Raw genomic sequence first — 20,882 nt, 5'->3', positions numbered from 1 at the left:
GGCAAATCAGCCGATCGAACGACGCGCCGGTCCCAAACCACCCACACAAGAGGGCATTGCCCCGCTCAGCGGATTGCCATGACCATCTTCAGATTGAAACAACTTGCATCCACCTCGGTCCACGCAGCAGCCGATGCAATTCGCTGGAACTACGATCGCGCCGAGCTGATCGCAGACGGCGTCATCCATGCGATCGGCGTGCTCGCCGGCATCATCGCGGCGACCGTGCTGGTGGTGTTGGCAGCGGTCTATGCTGACGCGACCAATGTCGTCGGCGTCTCGGTCTATGTCGCCGGCCTGTTGTCGATGCTGGTGCTGTCGGCGACCTATAATCTCTGGCCGGTCTCGCCGGCCAAATGGCTGCTGCGCCGCTTCGATCATTCCGCGATTTATCTCCTGATCGCGGCGACCTATACGCCGTTCATTCTCGAGGTGAGGGACAGCGTGTTCGCTCTGGTGCTGCTCGCCGGCGTCTGGTGCGTGGCCATATCAGGCATCGTGCTGAAACTCTGCTGGCCCGGCCGGTTCGATCGCCTCTCGGTCGGGATCTATCTCGCCATGGGCTGGAGCGGTGTGATGCTCTATGACGCCGTGGTCAGAGCGTTGCCGGCGCTGGCGCTGGGTTTCATCGTGGCCGGCGGACTGCTCTACAGTTTGGGCGTGATCTTCCACGCCTGGCGGCGGCTGCGCTTCCAGAACGCGATCTGGCACGGCTTTGTCTTGGCCGGTGCGGCATGCCATTATACCGCGGTGCTCGACCTCGTGTTGAACTGAGCACGTCCCGCGACGCGGGATGAGACCATCTGAGAAAACAGGAGACGTTGCATGCAGGTGACCGGCAAGGTTGTGGTCGTCACGGGCGGCGCAAACGGCATCGGCAAGGCGCTTTGCGAGGCCTTTCACAAGGCGGGCGCCGCCAAGGTCGTGGTCGCGGATATGGACGCCGCCAATGCGAGGATCGTCGCAGCGACGGTCGATGGCGCGGCTTTCAAATGCGACGTCGCGCAGGAAAAGGATATCTCGCACGTCATCGACGAAACCGAGCGGCAGTTCGGCCCGATCGCATTGTTCTGCTCCAATGCCGGCATCGGCGGCGGCTTCGATCCGATGTCGGTCAACGCCGGCGGCGCCTCGGACGAGCCGTGGCAGCGCAGCTGGGCGATCCACGTCATGGCGCATGTCTATGCGGCGCGACATCTCATTCCCCGCATGAAGGCGCGCGGCGGCGGCTATTCCTCAACACCATCTCGGCTGCGGGCCTGCTGTCGCAGGTCGGCAGCCCGGCTTACTCGACGACGAAGCACGCCGCGGTGGGCTTTGCCGAGAACCTCGCGATCTCGCACAAGGCCGACAACATCAAGGTCTCGATCCTCTGCCCGCAAGGCGTCGACACCAACATGTTGCGCTCGATCCCCAAGGGCCCGCAATCCGGCGACGGCGACCTCACGCCGGAGCAGGTGGCAAAGGACGTGCTCGCCGGCCTCGAGCAGGAGACCTTCCTGATCCTGCCGCACCCCCAGGTGCTCGGCTACATGCGCAAGAAGACCGAGAATTACGACCGCTGGATCGGTGGCATGGCCAAGATTCAGGCCAAGATGCGCGAGGAGTTCGGGAAGTAGGGGAGGCCGCTACTCTCTTCCGTCATTGCGGGCGAAGCGAAGCAATCCAGTCTGCCCGCCGCGGTGGATAGACGGCACGCCTCAATGCTTCTGCCCGTACAGCACCGGCACCGCCGAATCCACGATGACCTCCACGAGGCTCGCGCCCTCGAACGCCATTCCGCGCTTGAGCGCGCCGCCGAGCTCTGCCGCCTTGCTCACCCGCACCGCGTGGCAGCCCATGCCCTCGGCGAGCCGAACGAAATCGATCCCCGGCAGCTCCAGCCCTGGCACGTTGCGCACCTGCATCACCTGGCTGAACGAGCGCATCGCGCCGTAGCCGGAATTGTTGATGACGACGATGGTCAGCGGCAGCTTGCGCTGCGCGGCGGTCCATAGCGCCTGGATCGAGTACATCGCGGAGCCGTCGCCGATCAGGCACACCGTGCGGCTGGTGGGCTTGCCGAGTGCCATGCCGACCGCGGCGGGCAGGGAATAGCCGAGGCCGCCGCTCGCCATGGTGTAGAAACTGTCCTGGCCGCGCATCGGCAAGAACGTCTGCATCGCGGGCCGGTGCGAGGGCACTTCCTCGACCAGCGATGCGCCGTCCGGCATCGCTTGCGACAGCGAATGCAGCAGGAATTCGACCGGCAGCGGATCGGCGGCCTGTGGCGTCGGCGGCAGCGTGCGGCCTTTTGGCATCGCGCGCTTGCTCTCCGGCAACAGCTCGAGCAGCAGGCTCAGCGCCGGCTTCATGGTCGCGATGATGCTGGTGCCCACAGGCGTGACCGCCGCAGCGTCCGGATCGTCTGTGATCTGGAAGATCGCCGCGCCGCCGTCGAAGATCGCGGCATGGCCCTCGACATGGAAGGTGAACACCGGCGCACCGATGACCACAACGAGATCGTGCTCGCGCAGCGCGTCGGACAGCTGCGCAGGTGAAGCATGCAGGAAGCCCGCGAATTGCGGATGCCGCTCGGGGAACGAGCAGCGCGCCGAGAACGGGCTGACCCAGACGCTCGCTTTCGCCTTCTCGGCCACGCGCACCATCAAATCGACCGCGCCGGCGCGGTCGACGCCGGGGCCGACGACGAGAGCAGGGTGCTTTGCGGCATCGAGGGCGGCAACCAGAACTTTCATCGTGTCAGGCTCGGGGCCGATCTCGCGGCTGACCTTGCGTGCTTCGACCGGCGCGCAAGCATGTGCCCAATCGTCGATCGGGATCGAGACGAAGGTCGGTCCGCACGGCGGCTGCATCGCGACGTAATAGGCCCGGGCGATCGCGGCCGGCACGTCTTCGGGCCGGGCCGGCTCGACGCTGTATTTCACATAGGGTCGCGGGAATTCGGACGCGCGCTCCGCATAGAGAAACGCCTGCAATGGCAGGATCGAGCGGGCCTGCTGGCCCGCGGTGATGACGAGCGGCGTCTGGTTGCGATGCGCGGTGTAGATGTTGCCGAGCGCATTGCCGACACCGGCGGCGGAATGCAGATTGACGAAGCCGGCATTGCGCGTCGCCTGCGCGTAGCCATCGGCCATGCCGACGGCGGAGGCCTCCTGCAGCGCCAGCACGTAGTCGATGTCGTCAGGCCAATCGCTCAGGAACGGCAGCTCGGTCGAACCAGGGTTGCCGAACACCTTGTCGATGCCGAAGGCGCGCAGCAGATCGAGCGTCGCCTGCTTGACGGTGACGGACTTGCTGCCGGTCTTGCCGTTTTTTGTCATCGCTTCCGTCCCTGCTATTCATATCGCGCCATCAGCCCCCGTCATTGCGAGCGCAGCGAACCAATCCTTATCACCGCGGAGGGATTCCGGATTGCTTCGCGGCGCTCGCAATGAGGAAGAGGGAGCTGTGGCCTACCACACCGCCGTGCCCTTCATCGTCGGCTGCCCCTCCGCATTGGCGGTCCACAGCTCCATGCCAGCGTCAGTCTCATTGGCGTTGATCGAAAATTCAGAACCCTCGAACAACGGCTGCAAACCGCGATATGAAAACTTCTTCGGCGCCTTGCCGCCGCGCAGCTTCGCCGCCATCTCCACTATGAGCGCCGCCTGCAGTGGCCCGTGGAAGATCAGGCCCGGATAGCCTTCGACCTCCGTGACATAGTCGCGATCGTAGTGGATGCGGTGGCCGTTGAAGGTCAGCGCGGAGTAGCGAAACAGCAGCACGGGGTCGGAGACATGGGTCTCGCGATGCTTTGCCTTCGGCGGCGGAGACGGGGCTTTGGCGGTCGCGGTGCTCGTCATCTCGCGATAAACGATGTCTTGACGCTCGCGGATGGCAACGCCGCGCGGCGAGGAGATGCTGTGCTCGACCGAGACGAAGCACAGCGTGCCGGTCGAGCCTGGTTTCACCTGCACGTCGGCAATGCGCGAGGTCCGCGTCGATTCATCGCCGACGCGCAAGGGCTGCAGGAATTCGATCTCGCCGCCGGCCCACATCCGGCGTGGCAACGGCACCGGCGGCAGGAAGCCGCCGCGGGTCGGGTGGCCGTCGGGGCCGAGCATCGACATCGGAAACACCGGCTGCGCCAGGCACCAGTGCACCGTGAATGGCGCCGCGTCGCCCGCCTTCGGCTCGCCTACATCCTGGAACAGCGTGGCGCGCAGGCCCTTGACCAGCTGCGCCGTGACGATGTCGGTCGCTTGCTCGCTGCGGCCGATCCATTGCCTGAGATGATCGATGTCGAGCTTCCCGGTCATGACGCCTCGCTCTTCCTACTTCGTCGGTTTCTCGCCGATCGCCGGCACCGCGCCATAGCTGCGGATCTCGCCGACGATGATCGGCGCCGGCGCGGGATAGCTGACGCGGCCATTTGGTGTATCCACCTCGATGCGGCGCAGATGCGGATGGTTGGTGAGGTCGCTCATGGTGTTGACCTCGGCAAAGGCGATGTCGGCATCCGACAGCCGCTTCAACAGCTCGTCGCGTGTCATCTGGCCGAAGATATCCGCGACCGTGGTGTCGGTGAAATCGCGGTTGCGTACGCGCTCCACCATGTTGGCGACGCGGGGATCGGCGGGAAGATCAGGCTGGTCCAGTACCTCGGCGCACAGCGTCTTCCACTCGCGCTCGCTCTGGATCGAGATCAGGATGTCCTTGCCGTCCTTCGAGGTGAACACGCCATAGGGTGCGATCGAGGGATGACGCAGCCCCATGCGCTTCGGCGGATTGCCGGCCTCGGCGTTGAGCAACGGCACGGTGCACCAGTCCGCCATCACGTCGAACATGGAAATGCGGATGTCGGCACCCTTGCCGGTGCGCCCGCGCGCGATCAGCGCCTCCAAAATCGCCGCATGGGCGGTGGCGCCGGTCGCTACGTCGACGATCGACATCCCGACGCGCGAGGCGCCATCGGGGTTGCCGGTGATCGAGGCGAGGCCGCTCTCGGCCTGGATGAGCAGATCGTAGGCCTTGCGATGCGCGTAGGGGCCGTCGTCGCCATAGCCGGTGATCGTGCAGGAGATCAGCTTTGGGTAATCCTGCAACAGCCGCTCGCGCGAAAAGCCCAGCTTGTCCATCGAGCCGGGCTTGAGGTTCTGCACCAGCACGTCGGCGCTCGCGATCAGCTTCTCCAGTTCGGCGCGCCCGTCCTTGGTGGCGAGATCGACCACGGCGGATTGCTTGCCGCGGTTGAGCCAGACGAAATAGCTGCTCTGCCCCTTGGCAGCCGCGTCATAGCCGCGGGCAAAATCGCCCTCGGGCCGCTCGATCTTGATCACCTCCGCGCCGGCATCTGCCAGACGCGAGGAGCAGAACGGCGCCGCTACCGCCTGCTCGACCGCAATCACCCTGATCCCGTCAAGTGCTCCCATGATTCGCCTCAGTACGAGCGGGGCATGCCGAGCACGTGCTCGGCGACAAAGGACAGCACCAGGTTGGTCGAGATCGGCGCGACCTGATACAGCCGCGTCTCGCGAAATTTGCGTTCGACGTCGTATTCCTCGGCGAAGCCGAAGCCGCCGTGGGTCTGGATGCAAGCATTGGCCGCTTCCCAGGACGCATCGGCCGCCAGCATCTTGGCCATGTTGGCCTCCGCGCCGCAGTCAAGCCCGGCCTCGTATTTGCGCGTGGCTTCCTTCACCATCAACTCAGCCGCGCGCATCGAGGCATAGGCCTTCGCGATCGGGAATTGAATGCCTTGATTTTGGCCGATCGGCCGACCGAAAACGCTGCGCTCCTTGGCGTAGTTCGTCGCCTTCGTGATGAACCACTTCGCATCGCCGACGCATTCCGCCGCGATCAGGATGCGCTCGGCGTTCATGCCGGAGAGGATGTAGCGAAAACCCTTGCCTTCTTCGCCGATCAGGTTCTCCGCCGGCACCTTCATGTCGGTAAAGAACACTTCCGTCGTGGCGTGGTTCATCATGGTGCGGATCGGGCGGATCTCCAGCCCGTTGTTTTTGGCCTCGCGCATATCGACGATGAACACGGAAAGGCCATCGGTGCGCTTTTTCGCCTGCTCCTTCGGCGTGGTGCGCGCCAGCAGCACCATCAGATCGGAATGCTCGGCGCGGCTGGTCCAGATCTTCTGGCCGTTGACGATGTAGCCGGCGTTGCCGTCCTTGCGCGCGAAGGTCTTCAGCGAGGTCGTGTCGGTGCCGCTGGTCGGCTCGGTGACGCCGAACGCCTGCAGCCGCAATTCGCCGCTCGCGATCTTCGGCAGGTACTTTGCCTTCTGCTCGGCGTTGCCGTGCCGCAGCACGGTGCCCATCGTGTACATCTGGGCGTGGCAGCCGCCGCCGTTGCAGCCCGCCCGCTGGATCTCTTCGAGGATCGCAGCCGCGGCCGAGAGCTTCAGGCCGGCGCCGCCATATTCCTCGGGGATCAGCACCGAGAGATAGCCGGCCTCAGTCAGCGCGTCGACGAAGGCCTTGGGATAGGCCATCTCGCGGTCGAGCTTGCGCCAGTATTCGCCCGGGAACTGCGCGCAGAGCTTGGCGACGGCATCGCGGATGTCGGCGTAATCTTCGCTTGTGTGTTCGTCCTGCTTGTCTTGGCTCATGGCGTTTTCCGTATCTAGCGGCAGTCAAGATAACGCCGGCCAATCCTCTGGCGTTGTGAAAACATCGCCAGCCCCCTATGCTCATTTGCTATAGCGTATGGAGTAGCCTTCCAGGATTGGCAAGCATGGATTTCCGGCAGCTCAGGACATTCAGTTGCGTCGCGGAGCTCGGCAGCCTCTCCAAGGCGTCCGACACGTTGCGCGTGGCGCAGCCGGCGCTCTCCAGGCAGATCAAGCTCTTGGAGCACGAGCTGCGCACGGAACTGTTCACCCGCAATGGCCGTGGCATGGTGCTGACCGAAGCCGGACGCCTGCTGCTGGCGCGCACCTCCGGCATCGTGCGGCAGATCGACCAGATCCGCGACGACATCCAGTCGGCCAAGGGGCCGCCGTCCGGCCAGGTCGTGCTCGGCCTGGTTCCGACCGTGAGCTGCGTGCTGTCGGCGCGGTTTGCGCGGCGCTGCGTGGAAAAATATCCCGCCATCTCGCTGCGCATCGTCGAGAGCTACAGCGGCCATATCGTCGAATGGCTGCATCGCGGCGAGATGGATCTCGCCATCCTCTACGGCCGTTCGGCTGATCTGCATCTCAATGTGCAGAGCCTGGGGCGCGACAACATCGTCGCGGTCGGTCCGCGCGGCTGTGGCCTGGCGCGCAGAAAGACTGTCGACATCGGTTGGCTGCTGCGGCAGCGGCTGGTGCTGCCCAGTCATTCGCACGGCCTGCGCGCGCTGATCGAGCACGCGGCCGCCCAGCGCAAGCTCAAGCTCAACGTCCAGTTGGAGGCGGATTCATTCCGCGTGTTGACGAGCCTCGTCGAGGAGGGCCTCGGCTTCGCACTGCTGCCGCCCTCGTCGGTCCGCGGCGAGGTGACGGACGGACGGCTGGAAACCGCCGTCGTCTCCAAGCCGATGTCGCGCGAGCTCATTTTCGCCTCTCCGATCGACCGCCCGGCCTCGACGGCCTCGCTGGCCGTCACCGCGCTGCTGCGCGACGAGGTCGCCGCCTGCCGCAGGGACGGCGTGTGGGACATCAAATTGAGTTAGATGCAGCCGTGTCGTAGACCAGCCACGCCCCATCGTGCCTTCGCATCTGGCGCGACCTGTCATGCCGGAATTTTATAGCTGAAGGGACCGCAGCGATCGACGCGTGGCCGCAACACGCATACGGATCCGAGAGCCCGTCGTTGCGAGCTCGCAATGACGGAGCATAGAGCTCAGGCCGGAATCCGCACCGGCAGCGATTCATATCCCTTGATGAAGCTGGAATAGATCCGCCGGGGCTCGCCGACCACCTCGATGCGGTCGAAGCGCTTCAACATTTCCTCCCAGACGATGCGCAGCTGCAATTCCGCGAGCCGCATGCCGACGCAGCGGTGGATGCCGAAGCCGAAGGAGAGATGGGTGCGCGGGCGCGGCCGGTCGATGATGAAGTCGTTTGGCCGCTCGATCATCTCCTCATCGCGGTTGCCGGAGACGTACCACATCACGACGCGGTCGCCCTTCTTGATGTGCTTGCCGCCGATCTCTGTGTCGGCAAGTGCGGTGCGGCGCATATGCGCCAGCGGCGTCTGCCAGCGGATCACTTCGGGCACCATCGTGTCGATCAATGCAGGATTGGCCCGCAGCTTGTCGTACTGGTCGGGATTCTCGTTCAGCGCCAGCACCGAGCCGGTCATGGTGTTGCGGGTGGTGTCGTTGCCGCCGACGATGAGCAGGATGATGTTGCCCATGAGGTTGTCGGGATCCATGAAGCGGGTGGCGTCGTTGTGCGCCATCAGCGACAGCAGATCGTTGCGCGGCGCGGAGTTGACGCGCTCGTTCCACAGCTTGGACATGTAGGCGTAACACTCGTCCATTTCGCGGCGGCGCTCCTCGGCCGAGGCGACAATGCCGCTCTTGGGCAGCGCGGTCGAGACGTCCGACCAGCGCGTCAGCTTGCGCCGCTCCTCCCAGGGAAAGTCGAACAGGGTCGCCAGCATCTGCGTCGTCAGCTCTATCGAGACCCGCTCGACGAAATTGAAGGTCTCGTTGCGGGGCAGATTGTCGAGCACGGTCTGAGAGCGCTGCCGGATCAGCTTGGCGAGCTCGTCCAGATGCGTCGGCGTGAACATCGGCGACACCGTCTTGCGCTGCGACGAGTGCTTGGGCTGGTCCATCGCGATGAAGCTCGGCCAGTCATAGCCGTCAGGCACGTCACGGATCGAAATGCCGCCGAGCCTCGAATCCGAGGAGAAGATGCCATGGTTGGTGTCGACATGCATGATGTCGTTGTATTTCACCACCGACCAGTACGGCTCGATCGGCGCGTTGGTGCAGTAGTGCACCGGCTCTTCCTTGCGCAGCCGCTCGAACCACGGCCACAGCGTGTCGTCCTGGAACAGCCTGGGGGCACCCGGATGAAAATTCTTCAGCGGAGTCGCGTAGGCTTCCTCGCGCGCGCGCCGCATGCGTTCGGCCTTGTCGGCCTTGACCGGGGTCTGAATGTTCATGGGCAGTCGCTCCAGGTTCGCGCCTTCTTCGCCTCTTCCCGCCATGTCCAGCCGAAGCCGTGGCAAAGGCGGAAAGTGGGGCGAGGGACTTCACTCATGCCGCAATCTTGACCGGCAAAGTTTCCAAACCCTTCACGAAGCTTGAATAGACCCGCTTGGGTTCGCCGACCACGTCAATATGGTCGAAACGGCTGAGGATCTCCTCCCAAATAATCTTGAGCTGGAGTTCGGCAAGGCGCAATCCGACGCAGCGGTGGATGCCGAAACCGAAGGAGAGATGCGTGCGCGGGCGGGCGCGGTCTATGATGAAGTCGTAAGGCTTCTCGATCGCCTCCTCGTCGCGGTTGCCCGAGACGTACCACATCACGACCTTGTCACCTTTCTTGATCTGCTTGCCGCGGAACTCGAAATCGGCGAGCGCGGTGCGGCGCATATGCGCGAGCGGCGTCTGCCAGCGGATCACCTCCGGCACGAAACTGTCGAGCAGCGCGGGGTTTTCGCGCAGCTTGCGATATTGCTCCGGATGCTGGCTCAGCGCGAGCAGCGAGCCCGACATGGTGTTGCGGGTGGTGTCGTTGCCGCCAACGATCAAAAGAATGAGATTGCCGAGGAAGTTCCTGGCATCCATGTCGCGGGTCGCGGCGCCATGCGCCATCATCGAGAGCAGATCGCTTTTCGGCGGCTGCTCGATGCGCTCCTTCCACAGCCGCGCGAAATATTGCGCGCATACCGTCAGCTCGACCTGCCGCTCATCCTCGGTCGCGACCAGGCCGTCAGGGCCGGGAATGGTGGTGGCGATATCGGACCAGCGCGTCAGCTTGCGGCGGTCTTCCCAGGGGAAGTCGAACAGCACCGCCAGCATCTGCGTGGTGAGCTCGATCGAAACCTGGTCGACCCAATCGAACACCTCTCGACGCGGCAGACTGTCCAGGCACTCGGCCGAGCGCTTGCGGATGTTGAGCGCGAGATTGTCCAGATGCGTCGGAGTGAACATCGGCGCTACGGTCTTGCGCTGCGCGGCATGCCGCGGCGGGTCCATCGAGATGAAGCTCTCGCGGCGCAGATCGGGATCGATGTCGCGGATGGTGATGCCGCCGAGAGCGGAGGCCGAGGAGAACACCGCATGGTTGGTCTCGATCTCCATGATGTCGTTGTAGCGCGTCACCGACCAATACGGTCCGAACATCGAGTCCTTGCAATAGTGCACGGGATCTTCCCGGCGCAGGCGATCGAAGTACGGCCAGAACGTATCGGTCCTGAACAATTCGGGGTCGCCGGGATCGAATTGCTCCAGCGACAATGACGAAGCGCGCTCGCGCAATGCGTCGAGCTTGGCCGCGCTCTCGATGGTCCCGTGCATGAGCCGCTCTCCCTGGCGTGAACCGCGCGATTTTTGTGAATTCTGCGCTGCGGTATTTGAGGCACAATTACAACGCGTTACGTGCGTCGGAGCAAGCGGCAGTTTTGCCGCACGGGATGTCATCCGGGCTTTGCCACGCGACGAATGTGACCTGCCGCACGCCGTTCGTCCCGAAATCCCGTCGGAAACCGCGCGAAACCGAGGTAAATCGAACCCGCCGATGTGGGGGATCGACCAATCTCTGATCTATAGTTTGATCTGATTAAATCCGCATCCCGGGGTTGCCGCCGTGAACGATAGGCAATGGGCCCCTCTGGGCTCCCCCGAACCGGTCCCGCCGCCGCTGCCCCCCCCCACTCGGATCGACTTCAGCGGTGATCGCGCCGAGTTCAGGACGATCGTCACCAGAGGGGCCATGCTGGAGCTGGTCACTTTTGGCTTCTACCGGTTCTGGCTCGTCACCGACATCCGCCGTCACCTGTGGTCGAATACGTCGATCGATGGCGATGCCGCCGAATACACCGGACGGGCCAGGGAGCTGCTGATCGGATTCCTCGTCGCGCTAGCGATTCTGGTGCCGATCTACGTGCTCTATTTCCTGATCACGATCGAAGCCGAGCGCTGGAAGGGCTTTGCGTCGACGCGGCTGTTCATCAGCTTCTACGCCTTCGGCCAATTCGCGATTTATCGCGCGCGACGTTACCGCCTGACGCGTACGGTCTGGCGCGGCGTGCGGTTCTGGATGGATGGCTCGGGCTGGGCCTATTCGTTCCGCGCGATGCTGTGGGGCGCTCTGATGTTCCTGACGCTCGGCCTGGCGTTGCCGTGGCGCGAGGCCTCGCTGGAGCGTTACAAGATGCAGCACACGCATTTCGGTGATCTGCAAGGCGATTTCGAGGGTGACGGCTGGGAGTTCTTCAAGCGCGGCTGGTGGCTGTGGCTTCTCACGCCGCTTGCGCTGCTGTTTTTCCCGGCTGCGCCGTTCCTCTATGCCGAGTTCAGGGCGCGCGAATGGCGCTGGTGGCTCGACGGCATCCGGATCGGCGGCGTCAGCCTGTCCTCGGATTTGCCTCACAACGCCTTCTACGGCCTCTACTGGAAAGTGATCGGCTGGTGGCTGTTGCTGTCGACCATCTACAGCGCCTATCTCGGTGTTGCCATCGCAATCACCACCAAGATGGAGGGCGCGCCGCACGCGCCGGCCGCCGGGCCTGCCGCGAACATCCCGCTGCTGCTGGTGATGGTGATCGGCTATTTGGCCCTCGCGCTCGCTGCCAACGTCATCATGCGCGTCTATCTTCAGCGCCATCTCTGGGCCAAGGTGCTGGAAACCGTCGCAGTGCATGACATCGGCGCGGCGGCCGATGTCCGCGCGAGCGGCGGATTGGCGATGCGTCAGAGGTCCAGGTGAAAGCGTTCTTCCGCGGCACCTCCTGCAGCGACCCGGCCGGTCAGGCGGCGTTCGGCAAGCTCGTCAACCGCCTGCGCGACGCCGCCGGTCTCGACGACGATTCCATGACATCAGGCGTGCTGCGAACCGCAGTGCCGAATGCGTTCGCGCTGCCCGGCGGCAAGGTCTTCGTGCTCAGCGGCCTGCTCGACAAGGCTGAAAGCCCTGATGAGCTCGCCGGCATCCTTGCTCACGAGCTCGGCCATCACGACAACATGCGCGGCCTGATCTACAATGGCGGCACCTCGTTCCTGATCGGCCTGTTGTTCGGCGACGTCACCGGCTCGTCCGCCGTGATCTTCGCCTCGCGCAGCGTGGTCGAGGCGTCCTATTCGCGCGAGGCCGAGACCAATGCCGATACGTTCGCAATCGAGACGATGCATAAGCTCGGCCGCTCGCCGAAGCCGGCAGCCGAGTTGATGTTTCGCATCACCGGCAAGGAGGGCGGCTCGGGCCTGGCAACGATCCTGGCGAGCCATCCGCTCACAGAGGACCGCCTCGCGCGCATGACCAAGGAAGATCGCCCCGTCAGCGGTCCCCCGCTGCTGACGGACAAGGAGTGGCAAGCGCTGAAGGGCATTTGTGGCAGCGGGAAGATTTGAGCGCGATGAGGTGAGACTCGATGAGCGCCTCGACGAAGGTGCGTCCTCTTCCCCGCAAGGGGCGAGGGAGCGGAGAGAGTAGTGCTCTTGGCCCAACTTGATTCAACGACATCCCGCTCTAAACTATCTTGTCCCGTAAGCGCGGTCGCCGGCGTCGCCGAGACCGGGCAGGATAAAGCCGTTCTCGTCGAGACCTTCATCCACCGCAGCGGTCCAGATGTGCACGTCCGGATGCAGGCCGCGCAGGCGCTCCAGTCCTTCCGGCGCGGCGATCAGGCAGGCGAGGCGGATGTCCTTGGCGCCGCGCTCCTTCAGCCGGTCGACTGCGGCCACGGCCGTGTTGGCGGTCGCGACGACCGGCGTCACCACGATCGCCAGGCGCTCGCTGAGATCCGACGGCGATTTGAAGAAGTACTCGACCGCGGCAAAACTCTGGGGCTCGCGGTAGAGGCCGATATGGGCGACGCGGGCGGTCGGCACCAGGTCCATCATGCCATCGACGAAGGTGGTGCCGGCGCGCAGCATCGGCACGAACACCAGCTTCTTGCCGGCGATCTTGGCTGAGTGCATCGTCGCCAGCGGCGTATCGATCACGGTATCGGTGAGCGGCAAATCGCGCGTCACCTCGTAGCACAAGAGCATGCCGATCTCCTTGATCAGTTCGCGGAACGACTTTGTCGAGATTGACTTGTCCCGCACCAGCGTGAGCTTGTGCTGCACCAGCGGATGATCGACGATCGTGACGCCTTCCATGATAGTGCTCTTGCTTCTTCCCTTCTCCCCCTGTGGGAGAAGGTGGCGCGCAGAGCGCGCCGGATGAGGGGTTCTCTCCGCGAACTTCACTGAGAGATATGCCCGCGGAGACATACCCCTCACCCGCCTCGCTTTCGCGAGGCACCCTCTCCCACAAGGGGAGAGGACTCAGAAAACCGTGCCGTCGCTGATCACCTTGAGTGGCGGTGACCCGTCGGGGCGGCGCGCAAACGCGATGACGCGGCCGGCGGCCCAGGTGCCGCCTTCCAGGATGCTGGCGAGCGGCAGCGATTGCGGCGTTCGGCCGAGCTTGGCGCGAACACGTTCGGCAACGCGGTCCAGCAGCGCGACAGTCAGCGCGCGCCACTCGACGACGAGCAGGGAGTCGACCGCATGCGCACGCTCCGCGTCGGCGGCATCGCGCAGACGCAGCACCTCGTGATCGACAAACAGGCCGCCATTGCGATATTCGGCCAGTCCGGTGAGCCCGTCGATATCGGTGACGTCAAATCCGGCGCGCTGGAGCGGCTCGATCAGCGAATAGCTCAACCATTGCGACAGCTTGTGCAGCGGCACGAGGCCGGCGGTCGCATCGTCGGCCCTGATCGCCGGATGACGCCAGCAATCGCCCAGTGGAACGCCCGCGAGCTCAAGCCGTGACGGCCAGATCGGTCCGAGCTGGTTCAGCACCGCCGAAAGTATCGCGGGGGCGGGGATGGCGCGGTCAATAGCCTGCGCGGCGATGTGGTCGAACAGGCCGCCCGGTCGCGGCATGTCCTGCATGCCGAAGACGTCGGCGCGCGCAGCCACCAGTCTGCCCAGACGTTGCAGCAGATCCGTGCGTCCTTCGAGGCCCAGCAGCGGATTGGCCTCGCTCGCCTGGAAGGCCGACGTCAGCGCCGGGAGCGGCAGCTTGGCGAGCACCTCCGCATCGACCCGGAACGGCGCGCGCGCATCGGCGGAAAAGAGGCCGCCGGCAAACATGTCGAGGCTCGCGAGCGCCAGTCCCTCGGAGCGACCAATGCCCTGTCCCGTCACCGCATCGCGATATCGCCAGGTCGCACCCGCGCCGGCATCGAGCAGCACGCTGACGATGGCGAGGTCGAACTCCGCGCGCGCCCGTGCCGCGCGATCGGGCCATGATGCCGTGTCGGCCAATTGCGCCCAACGGTCGACGCCGTCGAACACAAAATGTCGCCACCGCGCGTGGAAGGGAATGTCGAGCGTCGGATAAGCCCTTCGCGTGACATCAAGCACGGCGTCAGCAACGCCGTCCATGCGATCGAGATCGATGGTGAAATGCGTGAGCCCGCCCTGGAGGCCGATGTCGAGCATTCGTCCGGCGCGCGCGCGAACCGCCTTTGCGGTGAGCAGGGCGCGTGCCTCTCGTTCCAAAACGTCCGCCATCGCCGGATCAGTATTTTTCCAGCGAACGCCCGACCACGCCGTCGACGTCCTTCTCCGGCGCGATGTCGGTCGAGTAATAACCGGCAGCCTTCTTCGCGGCGATCTCGACATAGGCGTCGGCCGGGATCAGCTCCGGCGGAATCGGCACGCGCTCGACGATGTCGATGCCCTGCGAAGTCAGCGCGTCGTACTTCATGTCGCTCATCGACAGGAAACGGTCGATGCGCTTGAGGCCGAGCCAGTGGATGGTGTCAGGCATCAATTGCTGGAAGCGCGCATCCTGCACGCCGGCGACGCATTCGGTGCGCTCGAAATAGGCGGCTGCCGCATCGCCGTCCTCCTGGCGCTTGCGCGCATTGTAGACCAGGAATTTGGTGACCTCGCCGAGCGCGCGGCCTTCCTTGCGGTTGTAGACCACGAGGCCGAGCCCGCCTTCCTGCGCGCCACGGGCGGATTCCTCGATGCCGTGGATCAGATAGGGCCGGCAGGTGCAGATGTCGGAGCCGAACACGTCGGACCCGTTGCATTCGTCATGCACCCGGCAGGTGATCTTGGTGCGATGATCAGGCAGCTTGGTCACATCGCCGAACATGTAGACGGTGGTGCCGCCGATCGGCGGCAGAAACACTTTCAGGTCCGGCCGGGTCACGAGTTCGGGGAACATGCCGGCGGTCTGCTCGAACAGCGTGCGGCGCAGCTCGGTCTCGTTCGTACCGAAGCGCTCGGCAAGGCCCGGCAGATACCAGACCGGATCGATTGCAATCTTCACCACGGAGACGCTGCCATTGGCGTGCACGACCTCGCAGTCGGCGCGCAGGCGCTTGGCCGTCAGCGCCTCGCGGATTTCGGGCAGGTCGAGCCGTGCGCGCGTGATCGCGATGCTCGGGCGGATGTCAACGCCCTCCGCGATGTCCTTGCCGAAATTTTCGGCAACCAGATGACCCCAGGGATCGAGCGCGACGATCTTTGCGGGATCGCGCCATTGCTCGAACGGACCGATGGTCGCGGCCGGGAAGGTGTTGGTGAGGTCGGGCCTGCGAATCGGATCCAACGCGCCGGCGGAGACGGCGAGGGCGCGGTACATCGCATAGGAGCCGCCATGGCTGCCGATCACGTTGCGATCCCCGGCGCGGGACACCGTGCCGATGATCGGTCCGCGGGCGCGCGCATCAGCGGCGCCCCAGTGAATCGGAAATGCTGCCTTGCGGCCCGGCTCGGGATGCGAGGTGAGGCGGATATGGTCGGTACGGTTCGCGCGGCTCATGGCCAAACTCCCAAAAAACCAATGGCCCGCCGCTCGGACGGGCCTGGCTTATCAGCGTCGCCGAACCGGAGCCCGGCGACGCAATCCAACATATTGTAGCGGCCAGGCACGACAGACAAGTTAATCGTGGTGTGCCGCCTGCGGGGCCTTCCTCGTCGTCCGGAGCAACGAAGGCGCCTGAAACTTCGCTATATATATGTAATCGCTCGAGTTTTTGAAGAGGGCGTCAGGCGGCTGGATAAACCCGGCATATTCGGACATATCGACCGGACCGGCTCTGCCTCAGGAGTGCACCATGTTTGCCGCCAGCTACATCGATCCCCGCAATGGAAAGCGCTATCCGCTCAACGAGCCGCGCTGGTGTTCGGATGAGCGCACGCCGCTGCTGGTGACGCCGGGCGCGGGGATCTCGCGCGCAGATATCGACAGCGGCACGCGCTCGCTCTGGCGCTACCGGGCTGCCTTGCCCGTGGAGATCAAGGATCCAATCTCGCTCGGCGCGGGCTGCACGCCGCTGGTGCAGCAGGGCTGGGGCGATTTGCGGCCGTTCTTCAAGCTCGAATGGTTCAATCCGACCGGCAGCTTTAAGGACCGCGGCTCCGTCGTCATGCTGTCCTTCCTGCGCCAAATCGGTGTCGACGCCATCCTCGAGGATTCCTCCGGCAATGGCGGCTCGTCGATGGCAGGCTTGGGCGCCGCCGGCGGCATGCGCGTGAAGATTTTGGCGCCCGCCTCGACCTCGCCGGCCAAGATCGCGCAGGTGCGCGCTTACGGCGCCGAGGTGCAACTCGTCGAAGGCCCGCGCGAGGAGTCGGAGGCTGAGGCCATCAGGCAGTCGAGCCAGACCTTCTATGCCAGCCACAATTGGCAGCCGTTCTTTCTCGAAGGTACAAAATCGTTCGCCTATGAAATCTGGGAAGATCTCGGCTTTCGCGCGCCTGACAACATCATCGTTCCCGTCGGGGCGGGCAGCAGCCTGCTCGGCTGCGCCTTTGGTTTCCGCGAGCTCAAGAAGGCAGGGCAGATCGCGAAACTGCCGCGCCTGTTCGCGGCACAGCCGCTCAACTGCTCCCCGATCGATGCGAGTTTCAAGGCCGGCGTCGATACGCCTGTCGCGCGCGAGGTGAGCAAGACCATCGCCGAGGGCACCGCGATCAAGTCACCGCTGCGGCTGCGCGAAATCATCAGCGCGCTCCGCGAGAGTGGCGGCGCTACCGTTGCGCTCACCGAGGACGAGATCGTCGCTGCGCTGCGTCGTCTGGCGCGGCAGGGCCTGTTCGCCGAGCCCACCAGCGCCAGTGCGGCCGCGGCGCTGGACAAGCTCGCCGCCACCGGCGCCATCAAGGCGAACGAGACCACGGCAGTAGTCCTCACCGGCACGGGGCTGAAGGCGGCGACCACGGTGGCTGATCTGGTGCAGTCATCGTAGGGTGGGTTAGCCATGCGGATGCGCGAAGCGCAGTCGCATGGCGTAACCCACCAACTCCGTCGACGCGGAAGCCGAAGAGGTGGGTTACGCTGGCGCTGACCCCACCCTACGCGTTCTCGCAATGACGGAGGCGCCTTACTCCTTCAAATCATTCACCCGCCTCACCCACGCTCTGACGTCTGCGAGCACGTCGGGCAGCACCGCTCTGACCTCGAGCACGGTCATGCCGGCCTTGATGCGGGGATCGTAGAGCAGGTTGAGGATGTACTGGTCGTAGACGTCGAAATAGCCCATCGACACATCGTCGTTGAACATGGTCCACGGCACGCTCGCGGTGTCGTTGATGGGCCCGAGCGATTGCAGCACCTCCTCGTAGGCGCAGTCGAGAAAGGTGAAGTCGCCGACGTCGACGGTGAGGATGACGTCGGAATGCTCGATCTCGAAATTGTCGTTCTTGCGGAAGCCGGACAGGCATTGCGGATCGAGCGAGGTTCGGATCTCGCGCGCCTTCTCGGCGCCGTAGAAGCTCGTGATGGTGCGATAGAGGTCGCGGTCGCGCACGAGCTTCACCCGCACATTGGCCGCCTCGGCGGTGTCGGTCATGGCGAGGTCGAGATGCTGCACGCGCTTGCCGATATCGGCGACCACCTTTGCCAGCTGCGCCTTGCGGTCGGCTCGGTCGGTCTCGGCGAACACGCGCACCGGTCCGTCGAACTTGCGGATGCGATCGACGCGGCCGGCGAGGTGGTATTCGGCGCCGAACGCAGTCTTGAAAAAGCCGTCGGCGATTTCCGCGTCGGTAAAGCTCTTCTTCTCGGCGCGCTGGCGCGAGACGATCGCGGGCAGCTCACCGGCGCTCGCCATGCGGGCGGTGTCAGCCACGCATGTGAGCGCCGCAAGCGCCAGCAGCGCGACGCGAAGGGCAGCCGAGGGCGGGTGGAAAGCGCGCATCGTCATGCAACGCTGCCGTATTCGCCGGCAGCGCACAAGTCCGCAATTTCACGCCCGAAGCAGGTTCCTGCCGTTTTCGCCGGTCAGTTGTTCAGCACCACCACGGTGGTGCCGACCCCGACGCGGCCGTAGAGGTCGGTGACGTCGTCATTGGTCATGCGGAAGCAGCCGGAAGACACCGCCTGGCCGATCGTCTCCGGCTCGTTGGAGCCGTGGATGCGGTAGAGCGTCGAGCCCAGATACATCGCGCGGGCGCCGAGCGGGTTCTCGATGCCGCCCTTCATGTGGCGCGGCAAATCGGGCCGGCGGGCGATCATCTGCGCCGGCGGCGTCCACTCCGGCCATTCCTTCTTGGCGGTGATCTTGTGCACCCCGCCCCAGCGGAAGCCGTCGCGGCCCACGCCGATGCCGTAGCGCAGGGCCTGGCCGTTCCCGAGCACGAGGTAGAGCCGGCGCTCGGCGGTGTTCACCACGATCGTGCCGGGGGCATAGTTGCCGTTGTACATGACGGTGGCGCGGGGAATCGGGCTCACGCCGCCACCGAGATAGCTGGAGGTGCTGGTGCCGGTGAAGTCGTACATTCCCGCGGCGGATGCGTCGGCGGCGCCGGCCAGCAGGAGCGCGATTGCGGTAAGGTGCGCGGCAAAAAACCGGATCATTGTTTCCCCCAGCAAAAAATAGTTTCAACGAAAGCCACAGGCCATATTTGCGGGCATTCCGCAAGCCACGGCCCCGTGAGGCAGGCCAACGTTAATGGATGGCGTTGCCTAACCGCACCAATTGGTTGGAAAACATTAGAGCGTATTCAAGCAAAGTGGATACCGGTCGCATTAACAAAACGCGTCAAAACAAGAATCTAATGCGCCGCGGAACGAGGGGCACGGCCAAGCGGGCGCATCGCGGTGCGGGGCAGGGTAGCGATGCCGGCACTTGCTTTGACGGGCCGAGCGAACAATGATTGATCGCAAGACCACTGGAAATGGCCGGTTGCGGGAGCAGACAGAATGAACGGTGCGGAAAGCCTGGTGCGGACGATGGTCAAGGGCGGGGTGGACGTCTGCTTCACCAACCCGGGCACCTCCGAGATGCATTTTGTCGCGGCGCTCGACCGTGTGCCGGGCATGCGCTGCGTGCTCGGCCTGTTCGAAGGCGTGGTCACCGGCGCTGCCGACGGCTATTTCCGCATGAAGGGCACGCCTGCCTCGACCCTGCTGCATCTCGGCCCGGGCCTCGCCAACGGCCTCGCCAACCTGCACAACGCCAAGAAAGCCAATTCCGGTATCGTCAACATCGTCGGCCAGCACGCCGTCTACCACATCGATTACAACGCGCCGCTGACATCCGACATCGAGGGCCTGGCCCGGCCGATGTCGTCCTGGGTCCGCACCTCGCCGAATTCCAGATCGGTCGCCGCTGACGGCGCCGCCGCGATCGCCGCCGCCAAGAGCGCCCCGCCGCAGATCGCGACCCTCATCCTGCCTGCCGACACCGCCTGGAACGAGGCCGACGGCATCGCCGAGGTTCCGGCGGAGCAGCAGCGCGCCAGCTACTCCCCGCAGGCGGTCGAGCAGGCCGCAAAGATCCTGCACGGCGACGGCGAGGGCACGCTGCTGCTGATGACGGGCAGCGCGCTGAGCGAGCAGGGCCTGGCGCTGGCCGAGCGCATCGCCGCCAAGACCGGCTGCACCGTGATGGGCCCGACCTTCCGTCCCCGGATGGCGCGCGGCCGCGGCCGCTTCTCGATCGACCGCATCCATTACGTGATCGAGAACGCGCTGCCGATGCTGGCCAAGTTCCGTCACATCGTGCTGGTCGAGTCCGACGATCCCGTCGCCTTTTTCGCCTATCCGAACAAGCCGAGCATGCTCAAGCCCGAGGGCTGCGATGTCCATCGCATGACCTCCTGGGGCGAGAATTCGGTGGCGGCGCTGGAAGCGCTCGCGGGCGCCGTCAAGGCCAGCGCCAGGGACGTCAAGCCGCAGGCGGTGCAGGAACTCGTCAAGCCGACCGGCGCGCTCACCTTCGCCTCGATCGCGCAGGCGATCGCGTGCGCGATCCCCGAGAACGCGATCATGGTCGATGAATCCCTCACCACCGGCCGCGGCTTCTTCCCGCCGACGGCGGCGGCAGCGCCGCATGACTGGCTCCAGAACATGGGCGGCTCGATCGGCTTCTCCACCCCACTGTCGATCGGCGCCGCGATCGCCTGCCCGGACCGCAAGGTCATCACCATGGTCGGCGACGGCAGCGCGATGTACACGATCCAGTCGCTATGGACGCAGGCGCGCGAGAATCTCAACATCGTCACCATCGTGTTCGCCAACCGCATCTACCAGATCCTGCGCGGCGAGTTCGACAATGTCGGCGCCGGCGAGCCCGGCCAGCGCGCCAACGACATGCTCAGGCTCGATCGCCCGACGCTCGATTTCGTCGCTCTCGCCAAGGGCATGGGCGTGCCGGGCCGCGCCGTCACCAATGCCGACGAGTTCAACAAGGCGCTGGCCGAGGCCGTCGCCGAGCCGGGACCGCGGCTGATCGAAGTGCAGATGTAAGGGGCGCGCGACACGGAGT

General features: G+C 64.8%; 16 protein-coding genes and 2 pseudogenes. 7 read left to right on the top strand and 11 right to left on the bottom strand.

The annotated features are described in order from the left end of the window. Window positions 1–78: 78 nt before the first annotated feature. A complete protein-coding gene (gene trhA / locus ACVIIW_RS03615; RefSeq protein ID WP_456699482.1) occupies window positions 79–774 on the top strand; it encodes a PAQR family membrane homeostasis protein TrhA in 696 nt (231 codons plus the stop codon). A 51-nt stretch (window positions 775–825) separates the two neighbouring features. Continuing rightward, window positions 826–1,619, top strand: a pseudogene (locus ACVIIW_RS03610) (SDR family oxidoreductase). A gap of 81 nt (window positions 1,620–1,700) precedes the next feature. Here ACVIIW_RS03610 and mdlC read toward each other — a convergent pair. The 4 genes from mdlC to ACVIIW_RS03590 form a co-directional block, all read right to left on the bottom strand. Further along, window positions 1,701–3,323: a benzoylformate decarboxylase gene (gene mdlC / locus ACVIIW_RS03605; RefSeq protein ID WP_456699481.1), complete on the bottom strand. Its 1,623-nt coding sequence runs from the start codon at window positions 3,321–3,323 to the stop codon at window positions 1,701–1,703. Window positions 3,324–3,455: 132 nt separating this feature from the next. Continuing rightward, entirely contained in the window at window positions 3,456–4,301 is an 846-nt protein-coding gene (locus ACVIIW_RS03600) for an FAS1-like dehydratase domain-containing protein (protein ID WP_456699480.1), read from the bottom strand. Window positions 4,302–4,316: 15 nt separating this feature from the next. After that, a complete protein-coding gene (locus ACVIIW_RS03595) occupies window positions 4,317–5,414 on the bottom strand; it encodes a CaiB/BaiF CoA transferase family protein (protein WP_456699479.1) in 1,098 nt (365 codons plus the stop codon). Between the two features lie 8 nt (window positions 5,415–5,422). Then, window positions 5,423–6,604, bottom strand: coding sequence for an acyl-CoA dehydrogenase family protein (locus ACVIIW_RS03590; protein WP_456699478.1), 1,182 nt, complete (start codon window positions 6,602–6,604; stop codon window positions 5,423–5,425). A gap of 125 nt (window positions 6,605–6,729) precedes the next feature. On the opposite strand from ACVIIW_RS03590, the gene ACVIIW_RS03585 reads away from it, so the two are divergent. Continuing rightward, window positions 6,730–7,650 carry a LysR substrate-binding domain-containing protein gene (locus tag ACVIIW_RS03585; protein ID WP_456699477.1) on the top strand — a complete coding sequence of 307 codons (921 nt, stop codon included), beginning with the start codon at window positions 6,730–6,732 and terminating at the stop codon, window positions 7,648–7,650. Between the two features lie 170 nt (window positions 7,651–7,820). Here the strand turns inward: ACVIIW_RS03585 and ACVIIW_RS03580 are convergent, their stop codons facing one another. Together ACVIIW_RS03580 and ACVIIW_RS03575 are read right to left on the bottom strand one after the other, a co-directional pair. Then, the gene (locus ACVIIW_RS03580; RefSeq protein ID WP_456699476.1) at window positions 7,821–9,095 is read right to left on the bottom strand and encodes a cytochrome P450; all 1,275 of its coding nucleotides are present in this window, start codon (window positions 9,093–9,095) and stop codon (window positions 7,821–7,823) included. A gap of 94 nt (window positions 9,096–9,189) precedes the next feature. Continuing rightward, window positions 9,190–10,455, bottom strand: coding sequence for a cytochrome P450 (locus ACVIIW_RS03575; protein WP_456699475.1), 1,266 nt, complete (start codon window positions 10,453–10,455; stop codon window positions 9,190–9,192). A gap of 289 nt (window positions 10,456–10,744) precedes the next feature. Between ACVIIW_RS03575 and ACVIIW_RS03570 the strand changes: the two genes are divergently transcribed. Together ACVIIW_RS03570 and ACVIIW_RS03565 are read left to right on the top strand one after the other, a co-directional pair. After that, the gene (locus ACVIIW_RS03570; protein WP_456699474.1) at window positions 10,745–11,866 is read left to right on the top strand and encodes a DUF898 family protein; all 1,122 of its coding nucleotides are present in this window, start codon (window positions 10,745–10,747) and stop codon (window positions 11,864–11,866) included. Then, a pseudogene (locus ACVIIW_RS03565) lies at window positions 11,824–12,507 on the top strand (M48 family metallopeptidase); the annotation flags it as partial. The gene ACVIIW_RS03570 and the pseudogene ACVIIW_RS03565, both read left to right, overlap by 43 nt. Window positions 12,508–12,630: 123 nt before the next feature. Here the strand turns inward: ACVIIW_RS03565 and upp are convergent. The 3 genes from upp to ACVIIW_RS03550 all read right to left on the bottom strand — a co-directional run bounded on the left by upp (window position 12,631) and on the right by ACVIIW_RS03550 (window position 15,931). Further along, window positions 12,631–13,260, bottom strand: coding sequence for a uracil phosphoribosyltransferase (upp, locus tag ACVIIW_RS03560; protein WP_027533710.1), 630 nt, complete (start codon window positions 13,258–13,260; stop codon window positions 12,631–12,633). Between the two features lie 168 nt (window positions 13,261–13,428). Next, window positions 13,429–14,667: a URC4/urg3 family protein gene (locus ACVIIW_RS03555; protein ID WP_456699473.1), complete on the bottom strand. Its 1,239-nt coding sequence runs from the start codon at window positions 14,665–14,667 to the stop codon at window positions 13,429–13,431. A 7-nt stretch (window positions 14,668–14,674) separates the two neighbouring features. After that, the gene (locus ACVIIW_RS03550) at window positions 14,675–15,931 is read right to left on the bottom strand and encodes a GTP cyclohydrolase II (protein ID WP_456699472.1); all 1,257 of its coding nucleotides are present in this window, start codon (window positions 15,929–15,931) and stop codon (window positions 14,675–14,677) included. Window positions 15,932–16,226: 295 nt separating this feature from the next. Between ACVIIW_RS03550 and ACVIIW_RS03545 the strand changes: the two genes are divergently transcribed. Next, window positions 16,227–17,360, top strand: coding sequence for a threonine synthase (locus tag ACVIIW_RS03545; protein ID WP_456699471.1), 1,134 nt, complete (start codon window positions 16,227–16,229; stop codon window positions 17,358–17,360). 135 nt (window positions 17,361–17,495) lie between these two features. Here ACVIIW_RS03545 and ACVIIW_RS03540 read toward each other — a convergent pair whose 3' ends face one another. After that, window positions 17,496–18,311, bottom strand: a complete 816-nt coding sequence (locus ACVIIW_RS03540; RefSeq protein ID WP_456705077.1) for a DUF2927 domain-containing protein — start codon at window positions 18,309–18,311, stop codon at window positions 17,496–17,498. Window positions 18,312–18,394: 83 nt separating this feature from the next. Further along, window positions 18,395–18,970, bottom strand: a complete 576-nt coding sequence (locus ACVIIW_RS03535) for a L,D-transpeptidase (protein WP_456699470.1) — start codon at window positions 18,968–18,970, stop codon at window positions 18,395–18,397. A 345-nt stretch (window positions 18,971–19,315) separates the two neighbouring features. On the opposite strand from ACVIIW_RS03535, the gene ACVIIW_RS03530 reads away from it, so the two are divergent. Next, window positions 19,316–20,863 (top strand): acetolactate synthase large subunit, encoded by a 1,548-nt coding sequence (locus ACVIIW_RS03530; protein WP_456699469.1) that lies wholly within the window; start codon window positions 19,316–19,318, stop codon window positions 20,861–20,863. Window positions 20,864–20,882 lie beyond the last annotated feature (19 nt).

Source organism: Bradyrhizobium sp. USDA 4449 (assembly GCF_054056275.1).
The sequence above is the reverse complement of the archived record's forward strand: the minus strand, read 5'-3'. Positions and strand labels throughout refer to the sequence as shown.